General features: G+C 63.0%; 15 protein-coding genes. 2 read left to right on the forward strand and 13 right to left on the reverse strand.

Translation table 11 applies throughout. The features are described from left to right. Window positions 1–84: 84 nt before the first annotated feature. The 3 genes from DF196_RS08750 to DF196_RS08760 form a co-directional block, all read right to left on the reverse strand. Entirely contained in the window at window positions 85–2079 is a 1995-nt protein-coding gene (locus tag DF196_RS08750; RefSeq protein ID WP_241519663.1) for a DUF4012 domain-containing protein, read from the reverse strand. After that, window positions 2079–3527, reverse strand: a complete 1449-nt coding sequence (locus DF196_RS08755) for a sugar transferase (RefSeq protein WP_241519664.1) — start codon at window positions 3525–3527, stop codon at window positions 2079–2081. Before DF196_RS08755 ends, DF196_RS08750 begins: the two co-directional genes overlap by 1 nt. Window positions 3528–3809: 282 nt before the next feature. Then, window positions 3810–4415 carry a hypothetical protein gene (locus DF196_RS08760; RefSeq protein ID WP_146194744.1) on the reverse strand — a complete coding sequence of 202 codons (606 nt, stop codon included), beginning with the start codon at window positions 4413–4415 and terminating at the stop codon, window positions 3810–3812. A 723-nt stretch (window positions 4416–5138) separates the two neighbouring features. On the opposite strand from DF196_RS08760, the gene DF196_RS08765 reads away from it, so the two are divergent. Then, complete coding sequence (locus DF196_RS08765; RefSeq protein ID WP_109057465.1) at window positions 5139–6809, forward strand: MDR family MFS transporter; 1671 nt, start codon at window positions 5139–5141, stop codon at window positions 6807–6809. A gap of 191 nt (window positions 6810–7000) precedes the next feature. Here DF196_RS08765 and DF196_RS08770 read toward each other — a convergent pair whose 3' ends face one another. The 3 genes from DF196_RS08770 to DF196_RS08780 form a co-directional block, all read right to left on the reverse strand. Further along, the gene (locus DF196_RS08770; RefSeq protein WP_241519665.1) at window positions 7001–8272 is read right to left on the reverse strand and encodes an Nramp family divalent metal transporter; all 1272 of its coding nucleotides are present in this window, start codon (window positions 8270–8272) and stop codon (window positions 7001–7003) included. A 498-nt stretch (window positions 8273–8770) separates the two neighbouring features. After that, the gene (locus tag DF196_RS08775) at window positions 8771–9571 is read right to left on the reverse strand and encodes a transglutaminase family protein (RefSeq protein ID WP_109057466.1); all 801 of its coding nucleotides are present in this window, start codon (window positions 9569–9571) and stop codon (window positions 8771–8773) included. Window positions 9572–9681: 110 nt separating this feature from the next. Next, on the reverse strand, window positions 9682–11862 hold the full coding sequence (locus DF196_RS08780; protein ID WP_109057467.1) for a circularly permuted type 2 ATP-grasp protein: 2181 nt from the start codon (window positions 11860–11862) through the stop codon (window positions 9682–9684). A 384-nt stretch (window positions 11863–12246) separates the two neighbouring features. On the opposite strand from DF196_RS08780, the gene DF196_RS08785 reads away from it, so the two are divergent. Beyond that, complete coding sequence (locus tag DF196_RS08785) at window positions 12247–13161, forward strand: tRNA pseudouridine synthase A (RefSeq protein ID WP_109057499.1); 915 nt, start codon at window positions 12247–12249, stop codon at window positions 13159–13161. 284 nt (window positions 13162–13445) lie between these two features. On the opposite strand, the gene rplQ is transcribed toward DF196_RS08785, so the two are convergent. The 7 genes from rplQ to DF196_RS08820 form a co-directional block, all read right to left on the reverse strand. Next, window positions 13446–13937, reverse strand: coding sequence for a 50S ribosomal protein L17 (gene rplQ, locus DF196_RS08790; RefSeq protein WP_109057468.1), 492 nt, complete (start codon window positions 13935–13937; stop codon window positions 13446–13448). 99 nt (window positions 13938–14036) lie between these two features. Beyond that, window positions 14037–15032 (reverse strand): DNA-directed RNA polymerase subunit alpha, encoded by a 996-nt coding sequence (locus tag DF196_RS08795; RefSeq protein ID WP_109057469.1) that lies wholly within the window; start codon window positions 15030–15032, stop codon window positions 14037–14039. Window positions 15033–15110: 78 nt separating this feature from the next. Continuing rightward, window positions 15111–15512 carry a 30S ribosomal protein S11 gene (rpsK, locus tag DF196_RS08800; protein WP_034527262.1) on the reverse strand — a complete coding sequence of 134 codons (402 nt, stop codon included), beginning with the start codon at window positions 15510–15512 and terminating at the stop codon, window positions 15111–15113. 86 nt (window positions 15513–15598) lie between these two features. Beyond that, the gene (rpsM, locus tag DF196_RS08805; protein ID WP_014484255.1) at window positions 15599–15976 is read right to left on the reverse strand and encodes a 30S ribosomal protein S13; all 378 of its coding nucleotides are present in this window, start codon (window positions 15974–15976) and stop codon (window positions 15599–15601) included. Between the two features lie 147 nt (window positions 15977–16123). After that, the gene (rpmJ, locus tag DF196_RS08810; protein WP_003814578.1) at window positions 16124–16237 is read right to left on the reverse strand and encodes a 50S ribosomal protein L36; all 114 of its coding nucleotides are present in this window, start codon (window positions 16235–16237) and stop codon (window positions 16124–16126) included. Between the two features lie 22 nt (window positions 16238–16259). Further along, entirely contained in the window at window positions 16260–16478 is a 219-nt protein-coding gene (gene infA, locus DF196_RS08815) for a translation initiation factor IF-1 (RefSeq protein WP_003808114.1), read from the reverse strand. Between the two features lie 187 nt (window positions 16479–16665). Next, entirely contained in the window at window positions 16666–17226 is a 561-nt protein-coding gene (locus tag DF196_RS08820; protein ID WP_109057470.1) for an adenylate kinase, read from the reverse strand.

A 17226-nucleotide genomic window follows, 5' to 3' on the forward strand; every position in this document is an offset into this window, starting at 1 on the left:
CAGCTCAGGGGTTGTTGCGTATCTGTTCAAGTTTACCGACAAGGGGGTACCCCCACCACGAGGAGGGTGTCTGGCGCCCCGCCGTCAGTCGGTCGAAGGGGTCTGGCGGACGACCAGCTCAGTGGAGCCTGCCGAGGCGCTCGCCAGCACGTGGATGGTGGTGGTGAACCGCTCCCCTGGCTCCAGGGTCACGGTCTTGGCGCCCACGGTGAGACCGTCGTGTGTGGCAATCTGGTCGAAATCCTCGCTCCAGTCCACCAGCCGGCCGCCAGCGGGGGCGTACACGTACAGCACGGTTTCGATCTCGCCGCGGCGGGGCTTGCCGTCGCCGTCGTAGCCGCGCAACAGATCGGGCGCGGCGGCCACGGCCGAAGCGTCCGCCGTGTTGGTGAGCGTCACGGTAAGTGTGTACTGGCGTGCCCCGTTGGGGTAGGTCTTGTCATATTTGCTGGTCACCTCGCGCTTCAGGTACCAGTCCATCTTGCCCATGGTGGCGTCGTTGAAGTACACGCCGGCCTCGGGCTGGGCGGGTTTGGTAGCCAGCGCCCCGGAGACCTGCACGCCGGCCAGTTTCTCCTGCTCGGCCTCGTGCGCGCTCCAGAGATACAGATGACCGTCCTGAACCGCCTGTCGCACGGTTTTGAGCATCTGCATGCCCTTGCCGTCGAGGTTGTGCAGCACGTGGTTAAAGACCTGGCTGGCAGCCAGCGCGAAGAACACGTCCTGTTCGGCTTGCGTGCTGGAGCCCAGGTAGATGCGGTTGAGCAGTATCCGCGCGGCGTTCTGGCCGTCCAGGGTCACGGCTGAGCCGCCACCCGATCCGCTGCCACCGGTACCACCGTCCAGCAGAGCACTGGCCGTATCATCCAACGTGACCGGTCCGGCCACAGCAAGCAGCCGTTGCAGAAACACCGGATCCACACTGATCACGCCATCCACGCTGCCATTGCCGGCACGCTGCCAGATGTCATGCGCCAGCTTGGCTGTGCGGGTGAAGTCCGGCGTGAAGTTGATGTCCTGATAGTCGGTGGCCATTTTGGTGGAGAACAGGTTGCGTTCGTCCGCCGTGAGCACGCTGCGGGCCTCGGCGTCACTGAACACCGCGTCCGCAGGCGGGGTGGCGAATGAGCCGAGCGCCAGTTTGCCTGCGTTGATGGTCAGCACACCCCATGAGCTGGCGATGCCGCCGGTGGCGCGCAGTTCGGCGTTGTTCTGAGCCAGGACCAGGTACGTACGGGTGCCGCCGGATTGCCCCGTGGCCAGCATCGACGGCAGGATGCTTGCCAGATTGCCGGCCGTGCCGGTCAGATCGGCCAACGTGCCGAGCTGCTCGCGGCCCTGTGCGATAGCACTGTTGAGCTGGGGGAAGTGCGTCTCGCCCACGGTGTTGAGCTGCGCGGCGGCATCCGTGAGCGACTGATTGGCCCGAGCGAGGTCCGGGGCCACGGAATCCAACCCTCCCAGCGAAATCGTGCCGTCCTTAATGCCGAGGTCGTTCACGTCGACGGTTCGTGCCACGTTGGCGAGCGCCGGCATCGCGTTGTTGGACACGTCCTCGAGGATGCGCACGACCTCGCGCACGGTGCTGATGTCCGAACCGTAGTATGGCGTGAGTCCGGCGAGCGCCCACACCGGCTGGCTGGTCTGCGCGTAAGTCCGGTCGATGTGCTGGGAGACCTCGTCGATGCCGTCCGCGATTTTGTCGAGGTCGAGGTCGCCGCCCTGCACTTCGGTTTGCAGGTTTTTCGCGGCAGCAACCGCGGCCTCCACCTCGCCTTTGGCGGTCCATGCGGATACGGCGAACCAGCCGCCCAGCGCGATAATCGCCAAAACCAGTACGCCGAGTACGGAAAGCACGATGCGACGGCGGGCGCGGGCGCGTTTCATGCGGGCCACGGACGCACGGCTCATGCGACGGCGGCGCGGGTGTGCGGAACCGTCGGAGTCAGGCCGGCGGGCGGCATCGGACGAATCGCGAGTCTCGGCAGCTCGCGGAACAGCGGACGCTGCGGGAGATGCGGACGGCACAGGAGGCTTGGGAGGCTCGCCGGAAGCCCCCGTCGGGCGAGACTCGTTCATCAGTAGGCCCCCTTATGGCTCAGCACAGCCCCCACCGTACGGAACATGAGTCCGATGTCGCCCATGATCGACCAGTTCTGCACATAGGCCACATCCAGCGCCTCGCTTTCCGCGGCGGACAGATCGGAGCGGCCGGACACCTGCCACGGTCCGGTGATGCCGGGCTTGACCAGCATGCGCGTGGCGTACAGCTTGTTGTATCGCGCATATTCCTCGGGCAGTGGCGGGCGCGGGCCCACGGCGGACATGTCGCCCTTGAAGACGTTGAGGAACTGGGGCAGCTCGTCGATGGAGAAGCGGCGGATGAACCGGCCCACCGGCGTGATGCGCGGGTCGTTCTTCATTTTGAAGATGAACCGGTCGGTCTGACCGGTCTGCTCGGCGAGGGCGGCCTTGAGCGCGTCCGCGTTGGTGACCATCGAACGGAACTTGATCATCTCGAACGGCTTGCCGTTGAGACCGATACGGGTCTGGGTGTAGAACACCGGGCCACCGTCGGTGAGTTTGATGGCGATGGCCACCGGCACGGTGATGATTGAGGAGCAGACGATGGCCAGCGCGGAGACGATGATGTCGAACAAACGCTTGGCGAGGCGCACGGACGGCGAGTACTGGGCGAGACGCTGGGTGATGATGGTGACGCCCTGGATGGAGCGGACCTGGAACTCGTGGTTCGCGGTGTCCGCCGCGGAGGCGAGCATCGCGATCTCCAGTCCAGAGGATTCCATGCGCGCGCAGAAGATGTTGTAGTTGTCCGAGTAGCGGCGCAGCTCGTCCGCCACCAGCACGGTCTGGGCGTTCATGTCGATGATGTGGCGGGCCAGATCGGTGTCGCTGTACTGCAGGACCGGCAGCGGGGCTCCCCAGAAGTCCTCGAGCGCGGCTTTCACCGAAGCCAGGTCCGGGTCCGGCTCGATGAGGCTCGTCGTCTGGTTGCAGCGAATCGGGCAGACGGCCACCGGATGATAGTTGAGCTGCTGGCGCAGGCGCAGGAATCGCAAAGTATGGCCGATGCCCTGGGGCGAGCCGACGATCACCGTACCGTAGGCGAACTGGCCCTTGCTGCGGCTGCGGGCCAGGAACAGGCGGGACACGATACGTTCCGCCAAGGTCAGACAGCTGCCGGCGAGCACCATGATGGTCAGCGTGGTGAGCGTCAGACGGAAATCGAAGACGTAGTCGAACGTGCAGTGGACCATCCAGCACAGGGCCGTGCCTTTGCCGAGCAGCATGTTCACGCGGTAGCCGTCGCCCATGACGTGCCGGTGATAGATGCCCACGGCCCGGATGGACCAGACCCAGAAACATGCGGCGATGACGAGGTACACCGTGGGGTCCATCGAGAACCCGAAGCGCATGGAGTAGAACGGCAGGTTGCTGCGGCGCAGGTTCAGTACGGTGGCGCCGGCGATGATGAACATGGCGGCGTCCACCAGCATGAGCGCCATGTTGACGAAGAACCGCCAATAGAGCACCTGGGAGAGCTGCCGCTGACGGAGATCGCTGAACTGCTCGTCGGTGCGTTCGCGGAGTTGAGCTGACTGAACCACTGATCCACCCTGCGCTGATCGATGTCGTACGTGTGCCTGAAAACATGGTCGGCATTCCGGGCGGCGAGCGCGGGTCGTATATGCCATTCCGAAGTCGGTCGGGAGGCTTGGGATACCCCCGAACTGCGGAAAATATTGTACAGGACCCCCTACGACTCTCGGGGGTGGATAGTGTCGGAATCAGTCGTTGTGGTCGGTATTGTTGCCGCGCTTCTTGAGCTCGTCGATTTCCTGCTCGAGTTGGATGATGTACCGGACCTGCTGGCGGATGAGCTGGTCGCGCAGATCGTCGCCGTCAGATGCCGCGGACGCGGCGGGCGCGGTCGAATCGGCGGACGACGTATCGGCGGTTTGCAACGGTTCGGCATCGTCGGCATGAACAGCGAATCGCGCAGACCTGCCTGCGGAACCTGCGGACCAATCACGGGCGGGCAGCGGGGCCAGCACCGACTTGTCGCTGGCGGCACCCGAGACCATGCGACGACCACGCACCTTACCGCGCGCGGATTTGACCTCGCTTAGCGGAACCTCTCCGGAGAAGATCTCGGCGGCGGACTCCCTCCAACGGGAGAAGCAACGCTCGATGCGCTTGTACCCGATGAGCTCGGGCGGCAGGCCCGCCTTGCGGAACAGGTCGACCGGGCTGCCGCCCTGGTAGTAGCTGGTGAGGCACTGACGCTTGAAGACGGTGGTGTAGGTGATGCGCACCGCCGACGCGGAGGCCACCGCCGGCAGGCTTTCAAGATAGCTGATTTGTTCCTTGGTGAAGGGTGCTCTGCTGCTCATGGTGTGACGCGGTCTCCCCGATGCTTGTACCGCAGGCATGCGCGATCCGTGGACGGTAAGAGGTTCAACATCGAGTTCCGTCATGGTCAGGGTCGCTTTCATGGTCTCAACAATCGTGTATTTCCCTGAGGTTGACCGGTCACACAAACAGCTCCAACCAACCGATGCCACCTCGGAGCATTATTCTAGCTGTTAGCGTTCACATCCACTAGAACGTTGCAAGAAATTTCACATTTCGAAGTACTGAGCGTTCTCATCGCGGACATCCTTCACCGCGCAAACGCTGCACCACTACCGAAAATCGATTGACACGATTCCAGCAATTATGGACATTTTCGCAACCTCATTGTTCAGTATATGACCGTCACAATATCTACGTACTTCCGCCGCATGATTGCGCACGGTTACGCATGGCTGTGCATGGCTCGACCGCATTCCCGGACTTCTCCCGCGCCCGTCAACGCGACAACCAGCATGCGGAACGGCCGGGCGCCGGCGTGCGGGAACCGACCACCCCTGGGTATAGCGTATTGGGGTGCTTTTGAGTGGGCCGCCCGGCCCGGCACGAGGACAACGACGGGTCGCACGAAGAGGAACCACCGGGAGAACCTGAGGAACCACACACCATCCGACATCGCCGGAAACCATATGGCTGGACGGTACGGAAGTGGAGTGTGCGTGGCAGGGATGAGCGGAAACGAACGTAGGGATGGCGGCCGTGGCATGGGCGCGCGACGCGACGAGCTGCAGCGGGTGCTCAGCCAGGAGGAATCGTACGTCGATGGCAAGCTGAGCCATGCGGCGTTCGTCTCGATCGCCATCCTGACCTTCATCACGTTCGTGGGCAATTTCACGCAGCTGCAGCTGAGCTCGGCGCTGCCGAACATCGTCTCCGAATTCGGCATCTCGGTCACCACCGGCCAGTGGCTCACCTCGGTCTTCCAGCTGGTCATGGGCGTGATGGTGCCGCTGACCGCGTATCTGACGCGCCGCTTCTCCACCCGGCAGATTGTGATTTGCTCGATGGTCGTGTTCACCGCGGGCTCCATGCTGGCCTGGCTGGGCCCGAACTTCATCTGGGTGATGGCCGGCCGTGTGCTGGAGGCCGCCGGCACGGGCGTGATGTGGCCGGTGCTGCAAATCACCGTGTTCTCCATCTACCCGCTCTCCCGCCGCGGCTTCGCGATGGGCACGGTCGGCATGGCCATGAGCGTGGCCCCCGCGATCGGCCCGACGCTCGGCGGTTGGCAGACCGACGCCAACGGCTGGCGCTCGATCTTCCTGACGCTGACCATCATCGGCGTCGTCTCACTGCTTGCGGCCATATTCGGCCTGCACAACTTCGGCTCGCACGATCCCTCAGCCCGCGCGGACTTCTTCTCGGTGGCGCTGTCCGTGTTCGGCTTCGGCGGACTGATGTTCGGCTTCACCAATTCGGAGGCCTACGGATTCGCCGCGCCCGTGGTGTGGGGTCCGATGCTCGTGGGCCTGGCCGGCATCGTCTGGTTCGCGGTGCGCAATGTGCATCGCGGCAGGGCCTACCGTGCGGCCAAAGCCGCGGCGGAAGCCGGGCTTAGGACCGATGCTGTAGCGCCGGCTTCTGGCACGGGTACGAACGCATCAGCGGCCAAGGTCACGACCACGACGGCCAACGGTAACGCTGCCGATGCCGGACGCCCCGCGCTCCCCCAGCCGCCGCTGCTCGACTTGGCCGTGCTCAAGAACCGTTCGTTCACCATCGGCACCATCACCGCCTCGTTGGCGTTCTTCGCGTTCAGTTCGATTCTGGTCATCATGCCGTTGTACATCCAGACCGACCGTGGCTATTCGGCCACGATGAGCGGCCTGATCATGCTGCCAGGCGCGCTCGGACAATGCATCTCCCAGTTCTTCGGCGGTCGCGCGATGGACCGCTTCGGCGCCCGTCCGGTCGTGCTGTTCGGTGCGAGCGTCCTTACCATCGGCACCATCGGCATGTCGCTCATCTCGATGGATACGTGGATCTGGTGGGTGTCGATCTGCCAGTTCATCCGTCAGATCGGCATGGGATTCCTGCTGATGCCGGTCACCACGTGGTCGCTGAACTGCCTGAACGGCCCGGACGAGGTGTCCGCCGGCTCCTCGGTGACGAACACGGCCCGTCAGATCGCAGGGGCCGTGGGCGCGCCTGTGCTGGTGATTCTCATGGAGACATTCGAAGCGTGGCGTCACGCTTCGGGTGCGTCCACCGTGGCCGCTACGATCTTCGGCATCCAGTGGGCACTGCGCATCTCCGCCGGTATCTGCCTGGTCATGGTGCTGCTGGTGGCGTTCGGCGTGCGCGGCGACGGTGCCGGCCGCACGCGCGATGCCATTTCGCTGCACACCCTGCGCCGCCGTCTCCATCGGGCGTGAGGCCGCACCTCGGCTCCCCTCTCCAACTCGGCTCCCCTCTCTGAGGGGGAGCTGTCGAACGAAGTGAGACTGAGGGGAGCCTATTGCACAGGAGACTCCCCTCAGTCAGCTACGCTGACAGCTCCCCTCAGAGAGGGGAGCCAGAGATTCGGTGGCCCAACGGATACCCTCTTGGGAGCCAGAAAGGCCACTCACGCCTTACCGAGCGCCGTCAGCACGATAAGCAGGACATTGAGCGCAATGATCAGCACAGCCACAACAATAAAGATGGCATGCTTGACTGCGCCATCCACCCACTCGCCCATCAGGGTCTTGTCATGCGTGTACCGCATCAGCGGGATGATGGCGAACGGAATGCCGATGGACAGAATCACCTGTCCCACCACCAATGCTTCGGTGGGGTTCGGCGCGAACCACAGCACGATGAGTCCCGGCACCAGCGTCACCACGCGGCAGGCCCACATCGGAGCCTTGATGCGCAGCAGCCCGTGCATGATCTCGGAGCCGGCGTAGGTGCCCACTGAGGTCGAACTCAGCGAGGAGGCCAGCAATCCGATGGAGAAAATCGTGCCAATCACCGGACCGAGCACGGCGACGATGGCGTGCTGTGCACCCTCGATGGAGTCGGTGCCCTTCATACCGTACAGCGAGTTGGCCGCAAGGATCAGCAGGCTCAGGTTCACGGTACCGGCGAGCAGCAACGCCCAAAACACGTCGACCTTGGACCCGTCCAGCAGACGTTTGATGCTCGGCTTGGCCTCTCCCCCGGCGTAATGGTCGTTGACCAGCGTGGAATGCAGGTAGATGGCGTGCGGCATCACCGTGGCGCCCAGCATCGAGGAGGCCATGAGTACGGAATCCGTGGTGGTGAAGTGCGGGATCAGGCCGCCCGCCACGTCGGCTGGGTTCGGTGGGTCGATGAACAGGCCGGCGATGAAGCCGAACGTGATCACCAGCAGCAGGGCGATGACCATTTTTTCGAACAGTCGATGCGTTTTGCCGCCTTCGAACATGAGCAGCACGGTGGATACCGCGCCGATCACGCAGCCGCCCAGGAACAGCGGCAGACCGAACAGCAGGTTCAGTGCGATGGCGCCGCCGATGAGCTCGGCCAGATCGGTGGCGATGGCGATGACCTCGGCCTGTGCGAAGAACATGAACCGGCCGGCGTCGCTCATGCGTTCGCCCAGCAGTTCCGGCAGCGATTTGCCGGTCACGATGCCGAGTTTGGCGGACTGGTACTGGATGAGCACGCTCATGGCGTTGGCCAGCACGAGTACCCACACCAGCAGATAGCCGTATCGGGCGCCGGAGGTGATGTTGGCGGCCACGTTGCCCGGATCCACATAGGCCACCGCGGCCACGAATGCAGGACCGAGGATGCCGGCGAGCGCATGGCCGTGCGCGTGATGCTCGGCCTTGCCGGCTTGGATGCCTTTCGCAGCGCGGCGTTCCTTGTCGATTTCAGCCTCGGAACCGTCCACATCGGCACGGTGGGCCAAGGCTTCGGCATCGAGGATATTGACGTTCGGATGATCCACGGCGAGACGGGGATTGTCCGGATGAATCGCACGTCGTTTGTCGATGGTGTGCATACGGCCGTAACCGCGGCCGTGTTTGCTGTTGACGATGGTCGGATCGTTGGTGGTGGCCGGAACAGTGCGGTTCGCCTGTCGATTCGGCTGGCCGGTACCGTTATTCGGAGTCTCTGATGTCGATGGTTCGCTCACGTTGTCGTTCATGTCCCCTGCTATGCGCTTCCCTTCAAATACCGGGCCCAGTTATAGCGCAGGCATGTTTCGCACGTCAACACTTTTCTTGGCTCCCCTTGCCAGGGGAGCTGGCGGCGAAGCCGACTGAGGGGTAGTCAGAGCTGGAACATTCCCGAACTGCTGACTACCCCTCAGTCATGCTTACGCATGCCAGCTCCCCTGACAAGGGGAGCCAAGGTAAAGGAAAAACTACGACATCTGTTCGTGCACGGAGGCGTTGACCCACTGGTGCTGTTCGACGTTGTATCCGGAGAAGATGCCGATGTCGAGCATGCAGTCGCGGTAATCGCGGCCGTGGGCGATGGTGATGTAGTTGTCATCCACCAGACGGTTGTGCGTGGGGTCCAGTCCCACCCATCGGCCGTCCTGATAAACCTCCACCCAAGCGTGCGTGGCACCTTCGCCGCCCAGGAGACCGGCGATGTATCGGGCGGTCAGGCCCACATGGCGGCATACGGACAGCATCACATGCGCGTAATCCTGACACACGCCCTTGCGCTGGGCCAACGCCTCTTCGGCGGTGGTACGGATCGTGGTGGAGCCGGGCGTGTAGACGAAGGCCTTGTAGACCTCGTCCATCACCTCGCTGGCCCGTTCGACGGGCGTGGCGGAGGACGGCAGGCCGCCCAGACGCTCACGGCACACGTCGATCATGGCCTCCACGCACGGACCGGGAATGGTGAGCGCGGAGTTGAAACGGTAGAGCGGCTTGTAGATCTCGGTCTTGATATGCGCGTTGTCCACGAACGCGATGCCCGTGACCGAATAGTTGAACACGTCGTGCGGCTCCGGGATGAATCCGGTCATCACCACGGAATCGAAGGAGTCGATGGTGGTTTCCAGCTCGGTTTCGGGAGTGAGCTTCACCTCGACGTCGATCACCTGCTGCCTCGGACCGGTGGCCGGAATGCATCGCAGCTGGAAACGATGATCGGTGACCGGCGAGCTGAAGGAGAGCTTCATCTCATAATCGAACACGAGTTTCTTCAAGGCGTCTCCTGCGGAAAATCAAACAACCTGTGCCATGGTGGGGCACGAACCGGCTAATGAACAACAGTCGTGTGTACCACCATAGCATTTCCGTCTGTCAGGGGCTCCGGTCAGGGGCGTTTGGCGTCCATGTTCATCGCGCTCAGGGAACCCATGTCCTTGATGGCCAGGGCGCTGATTCGGCCGGAATAGTCGTCCAGATACTGCTTGAGCAAGGTGGCCACCTCCTGGTAGCCGCGGGCGGGCAGCTGGCCCACGAGCCAGCTCAGGCCGTCGGCGAAGCAGCTCGGCAGCGGCATGCCGTCCAGCACCATCGAGTAGGAGGCGAGCTTGCGCAGCGGGGCCTCCATCTCCTCCATGGACAGGCCGAAGCGCGTGTACAGGTCGATGCGTTCCAGATACTTGCCGATGAACACGAACGCCTTGAGCGTGGGCTCGACGGACGAGTTCTCGATGCCGCCCCAGAAAGCGAGCAGGTCATCGGCGATGTCGCGGTGGTTGTACAGGTCCTCGGCGCTGGCGGCGTTCTTGGCGGCGTCCGTGATGTTGGTCATGGACAGCTCCACGTACTGCAGCAGGCGGGAGCTCAGTTCGGGGCGCAGAATCACGGCGTTGTTGAACGCGGCGGTCACGGCGGAACGCACGGAATCCGGATTGTTGCCGTCGTACAGGAAGTTCTTGACGAACTCGTCGAAGTCCTCGAAGTCCTCCGGCAGGTCGAGCGCGTGGGCGAACGGGCGGAAGGCGTCCACATCAGTGTCCATCACGCGGTCGTAGAACGGGAAGAACTGGTTCAGCGTGGTGAAGGCACGCTCGGTGTAGCGTCCGAGCCAGTACAGGTTATCCGCCTTGGAGGCGGTCACCAGGGACAACGAGTGGCGACGGGACTGGCTCAGCAGGTTCGCCACCTGCACTTCGGCGCCGAGCTCGTGCTCCACGCCGGTTTCGGGCGCGAGGACCCACGTGTCCTTGAAGCCGCCGCCCTGCGAGGAATTCACGATCATCTGGCCGGGCACGGACGAGTAGCGGGTCAGGCCGGAGTACCAGACGTGCGTGTTCTTGCCGGTCACCACGAATGCGCGCAAATCGCACTTGCGCGGCGACATCTCGCCGGTCTTCGGGTCGAACACGTCGATGTCGCGGAACTGGATCACCTCCTGGGCGATGAATCGGCGCGGGTCCTCCTTGATGCGGTCGGCCAGATCCTCACGGGCCTGCGCGTCCAGTGACGAGCCGAACACCACGCCGTAGCCGCCGGCCTCGGCTACGTCCTTGATGACGAGCTCGCCCATGCGGTCGAGTACCTCCTTGCGGTCGGCCTCGAACATCGGCATGTAGGTGGGCGCGTTGTGCAGGATCGGTTCCTCGCCGAGGTAGTACTTGATCATCTGCGGCACGAAGTAGTAGATGGCCTTGTCGTCGGCCGCGCCGTTGCCGGGCGCGTTGACGATCGCCACGTTGCCGGAGCGGTAGGCGGACAGGATTCCGGGCACGCCGATTACGGAATCGGGGTTGAAGGCGAACGGATCGAGGTACTCGTCCGAGAGACGGCGGTAGACCACGCCCACGCGATGGCGCTTGCCGGCGTAGTCGAGGAAGTAGACCTTGTTGTCCACCACTTCGAGGTCCTCAGGGAAGGCGAGCGCGGCACCGGTCTTCTCGGCCAGGTAGGCGTGCTCGAAGAACGCGGAGTTGTAGCGGCCGGGGGTGAGCACCACGGCGATGCCCTCGGTGGATACGAAGTCCATGGCCTTCCTGAGCAGACGCGGGTATTCGCGGTTGTCGCGGATGTGCACGTCGCGGAAGAGACGCGGGGAGATGCGGCGCTCGATGTCGCGCACGAACAGCGGGTAGCTGGCGCCGGAGGGGATACGCAGGTTGTCCTCCAGCACCCACCAGCGGCCGTCCTCGCCCTGGACCAGGTCCTCGCCGGCGATGTGTGCGAAGATGCCGCCGGGAGGGGTCACGCCGTTGACCTGCGGGAAGTAGCCGGCGGAGGTGTAGACGTATTCCTCGGGAATCACGCCGTCATGGATAATGGCCTTGTCCGAGTAGATGTCCTTGAGGTAGGCGTTGAGGGCGTTGACGCGCTGTTTCAGGCCCTTCTCCAGTTCGTCGAACTCGTTCGATTCGATGATGCGCGGCACCGGGTCGTACGGGAAGAGACGATCATGGTATTCGCCGTTCTTGTAGATGCCGAACCGCACGCCGTTGCGGGAGAGTTCGCGGTTGATCGCCTCACGACGGTTCACCAGTTCGTGGGCCAGCTTCTGTGCCGCGGATTCGATCATGCTGCCTGCTCCTTGCCTTTGCCGTGACCACTCCGGCCGTTTCGGGCCGATGCATACGTCTGCTGCCGCCCCTTTCCGGTCTGGCGCGCCGGACGCTTTGAGCGCGCTGACGCCAACCGCAACGGGGCTTGTTGCTTGTAATCTATGCCGGGCCCGTTTCGGCAAACGTGCGGATATGTTACGGGCAGGTCACTTGGATATGTGCGCAGACGGGTATGCAGTCGGATGTAGGTGGGTAGGTGGGTTGTGTGCAGGCGGGTGTAGGTGGGTAGGCGGGTTGCGTGCAGGCGGGTGTAGGTGGGTACGCGGGTTGCGTGCAGGCGGGTCTGGGTATACGCATGCCTGTGATGCCTTCCGATGCCGATAGGATGGTGGGCTATGACGATGACTCGACTTCGCCTTGATTTGGCTTATGACGGCGGCGGATTCTTCGGCTGGGCCCGCCAGCCCGAGCTGCGTACGGTGCAGGGCACCATTGAGGACGCGCTGCATAAAGTGCTGCGGGTGCCTACCGACGATGCCGACGAGCCGTTGCGGCTTACGGTTGCCGGCCGTACGGACACCGGCGTGCATGCCTCACATCAGGTGGCGCATCTGGATGTGTCGCCGGAGGTTCTCGCCCGCTGCCAGGGTCATATGGACGTGCCGGTTTGCGAGGCTTTGGCGCGACGGCTCAAGGCCGTGCTGCCCGCGGACATCGTGATGCACCGGGTGTCCGTGGCGCCGGAGGGGTTCGATGCCCGGTTCTCCGCGCTGGAACGCACGTACGTGTACCGTGTGGCCGACCGGTCCAGTGAGGTGGATCCGCGTCTGCGCGGCTGTGTGCTGCTGGTGGACGAGGACCTGGATGCGGACGTGATGAACAAGGCCGCCGCGATGACCATCGGATTGCATGATTTCGGTTCGTTCGCCACCCCGAACCCCGGCGGCACCACGATCCGCGAGGTCAAGACCGCATACTGGCGACGGGTGCCGGCCACTCCCCTGGTGCCGGAGGGATTGGATATGGGCGAGGCCTATCGGACGCCGTCATTGGAGTCCGGTCTGCTGGTGTTCACGATTGTGGCGGACGCCTTCGCCCGCAATATGGTTCGGTCCTTGGTCGGTTCGTGTGTGAAGGTGGGTTCGGGGCGCAAGTCCTTGGATTGGTTCGCCGGGAAGATGGCCAACCCGGTACGTGAGGGCTCAAGCGGACCTATCGCGCCGCAGGGCCTGACGCTGGAGCACATCGCCTATCCGGCCGACGACCAGCTCGCCGCCCGCGCCGAAGCCATCCGCGCCGTCCGCACGCTTTCCTAATCTACGAGGCTCCATGCATCCGTGGTCAATCGCACGGTGTGGTCATTTCCGCACCGTGTGGTTGGCGACGGATGCGCTAAGACACCAAAACCGCATAATAACGACGTTCCCGCGAACCACACGGTGCGAGAATTACCACACCGTGCGAGGAATACCACACCGTGGAGCAGTGGCCATCCGACAGCCACCGAGTAGCAACCACCGCCGAATACGCAATGAGGGTTGGAACCCAAACGGATTCCAACCCTCATTCAGCTTCAACAGCTAGATGCTGTGCTTCAAGCTCACTCGGCGTTCTCGGCGGGAGCCTCAGCAGCAGCGGTCTCCTCGGCCGGAGCCTCGGTGGCCTCAGCAACCGGAGCCTCGTCGGCAACCTTGGTGGCAGCCTCGGCGTCCTTCACCACGGCCTTCTTGGCAACCGGCTCGGTGACGAGCTCGATGATGGCGGCCGGAGCGGCATCGCCGACGCGCGGGGCGATCTTGACGATGCGGGTGTAGCCACCCTCACGCTGCTCCATCTGCTCGGCAATCTGGGTGAACAGGACGTGCACCACAGACTTGTTGCGGATGACGCGCATCACGCGACGGCGGGAGTGCAGATCACCGCGCTTGGCGAAGGTGATCAGGCGCTCGGCCAGCGGACGGAGGCGCTTGGCCTTCGGCAGCGTGGTGGTGATGCGGCCGTTCTGGAACAGGCTGGTCGCCATGTTTGCCAGCATGAGGCGCTCGTGTGCGGGGCTGGAAGCCAGACGCGGGCCCTTCTTAGGTGTAGGCATGGGATTAACTCCTTATTGTCCGTGAGTCCCGGGCAGGTGGGCATATGCCCGAACATCCGCTCGGGGACTCACCGGACGTGTTTTAGTGAAAGGGGCAGATCACTCGTCTTCCGGCGAGAAGAAGGTGCCACCTTCGAGATTGTTGGTGTCGAAGGCCATCGGCGAGGACTTGAGACTCAGACCCAGGGTCTGCAGCTTCTCCTTGACCTCATCGATCGACTTCATACCGAAATTGCGGATGTCGAGCAGGTCCTGCTCGGTGTGGGAGACGAGCTCGCCGATCGTGTGGATGCCCTCACGCTTGAGGCAGTTGTAGGAACGCTGCGTCAGGTTGAGGTCCTCAATCGGAACCGCCATCTCGGGGTTGGTCTCCTCGGCCACCGGGGCCGGACCGACCTCGACGCCCTCGGCCTGGGTGTTGAGCTCACGGCACAGGCCGAACAGCTCCACCAGGGTCGAACCGGCGGAAGCCACCGCATCGCGCGGGGAAATGGCGGGCTTGGTCTCCACGTCCAGAATGAGCTTGTCGAAGTCCGTGCGCTGTTCCACACGGGTGGCCTCGACCTTATAGCTCACCTTGAGCACCGGGGAGTAGATGGAATCGACCGGAATGCGGCCAATCTCACCGTTATCCTGCTTGTTCATCTGGGCAGGCACATAACCGCGGCCGCGCTCGACGGTGAACTCGATCTCGAGTTCACCATCCTCGGCCAGGGTCGCAATGTGATGCTCAGGATTGGCGATGGTGACGCCGGCCGGCGGGGTGATGTCCCCGGCGGTAGCCTCGCCCTTGCCGCTCTTGCGCAGGTACATGACCACAGGCTCGTCATATTCGCTGGTGAGCACGATGCCCTTGGTGTTCAGCAGGATCTCGGTGACATCCTCCTGGACGCCCGGCAGAGTGGTGAACTCGTGCAGGGCACCGGAGATGCGCACGGAGGTCACGGCAGCACCCGGGATGGAACTCAGCAGCGTGCGACGCAGCGAGTTGCCGAGCGTATAGCCGAAGCCAGGCTCAAGCGGCTCGATGGTGAAGCGGGAGCGCTGCGGATTCAGAGATTCCTCGGTCAGAGTCGGACGCTGTGCAATAAGCACTGTGGTTATCCTTTCAGCTTGACTCGGTGGTGCACTCACCGGTTAAGCGGTTTTGGATGGATTGGTATTGCTGAGTGCTCAGACGCGACGACGCTTCGGAGGACGAACGCCGTTGTGGGCTTGCGGGGTGACGTCGGTGATGGAACCAACCTCGAGGCCCGCGGACTGCAGGGAGCGGATGGCGGTCTCACGACCGGAACCCGGGCCCTTGACGAACACGTCGACCTTCTTGACACCGTGCTCCATGGCCTTGCGGGCGGCGGACTCGGCAGCCATACCAGCAGCGTACGGCGTGGACTTACGGGAGCCCTTGAAACCGACATCGCCACCAGAGGCCCAGGACACCACAGCGCCGGACGGATCGGTGATCGAAATGATCGTGTTGTTGAAAGTGGACTTGATGTGAGCCTGACCCACCGGGATCGACTTACGGTCGCGGCGACGGGCGGGCTTACGAGCGGCTTGCTTAGGAGCTGCCATTGACCCTCGTTTCCTAGTAACGAACTTTATTGTTGGTGCCCGGGCGATGGGATGGGGTCATCCCGTGGCCCGGATCATGCCACCGATTACTTGGTGGCCTTCTTCTTTCCGGCGACCGTGCGCTTCGGGCCCTTGCGGGTGCGGGCGTTGGTCTTGGTGCGCTGACCACGCACGGGAAGTCCCTTACGGTGACGCTGGCCTTGGTAGCAGTTGATCTGAATCTTGCGACGAATGTCCGCATCGATTTCACGACGCAGGTCACCCTCGATCTTGTAGTTGGCCTCGAGGTAGTCACGCAGCGTAATCAGCTGCTCGTCGGTGAGATCCTTGACGCGGATGTCCGGGTTGATACCGGTCGCGGCAAGCGTTTCCTTGGCACGAGTACGACCCACACCGAAAATGTAGGTGAGGGCGATCTCGATGCGCTTCTCATTGGGGATGTCGACTCCGGCAAGACGTGCCATTGCGATTCCTTCTTGTTGCCGTAGGTCTTGCACCCACTCGCCCGGTTTCCCGGCACGGGCCTACGTACCCGTGGTTCAGTGTCGTTCCCTGACGGGAAGCACTGTGAGGGAGTGCCTGTTTACTTAATGCCGCTGGAGAATCTGCTCTCAGCCCTGACGCTGCTTGTGGCGGGGGTTGGTGCAGATCACCATGACGCGGCCGTGACGACGGATCACGCGGCAGTTTTCGCAGATCCTCTTCACGCTAGGGCTGACCTTCATGGTTATCCTTTTCTGTGTACCTTTACTTATAACGGTACGTAATACGTCCGCGGTTCAGGTCGTAGGGGCTCATCTCGAGCACGACACGATCCTGCGGAAGGATGCGAATGTAGTTCTTACGCATCTTGCCGGAGATCGTGGCGAGCACGATGTGCTTGTTTTCGAGCTCTACGCGAAACATCGCGTTCGGCAGTGCTTCCACTACCTGACCTTCGACTTCAATCACACCGTCTTTTGCCATGCGCCTCAGTGTCCTATCCTTGGATGATTACTATGACGTGTACGAAGACACACCAACCTATAACTATATACGCAGATGCCCCTTTGTGACACTCGGCGTGTCGCAAAGGGGCATCAGTTGGAAAATATGCTATTCGGCTAAGCCGTTCGGTCGATCAGCCAGCCGATCGGCACCTGATAATCGGTAATCAGCCGAGGGCGGCGATGATCGTCTTGCTGATCTCATCGATCTCGCCGACGCCGTTGACGGCGACCAGCAGGCCACGGGACTTGTAGGTGTCCAGCAGCGGGGCGGTTTCCTTCTCGTAGGTCTCCAGGCGCTTGGCGATGGCCTCCGGCGTGTCGTCGGCGCGGCCCTGCTCGGCGGCGCGCTTCTTCATACGCTCCAGCAGCACGTCGCGGCCGGCTTCGAGGGCCACCACATGGTCAAGCTTGGTGTCCAGCTCGGCGAGCATCTCGTCGAGGGCCTCGACCTGGGAGGCGTTGCGCGGGTAACCGTCGAGGATCCAGCCGTTGGCGCAGTCCTCCTTGGCCAGACGGTCCTTGACGATCTTGTTGGTCAGGGAGTCCGGGACCAGCTCGCCCTTGTCCGTGTAGCTCATGGCTTCAAGACCCAGCTCGGTCTTGTTCTTGATGTTGTAGCGGAAGATGTCGCCGGTGGAGATGGTCGGGATGCCGTAGTGCTCGGCGAGCAGCGCGGCCTGGGTGCCCTTGCCCACGCCCTGGGGGCCCATGATCAGCAGACGCAT

The organism is Bifidobacterium callitrichidarum (assembly GCF_003129905.1).
GTDB classification, from domain to species: Bacteria; Actinomycetota; Actinomycetes; order Actinomycetales; family Bifidobacteriaceae; genus Bifidobacterium; species Bifidobacterium callitrichidarum.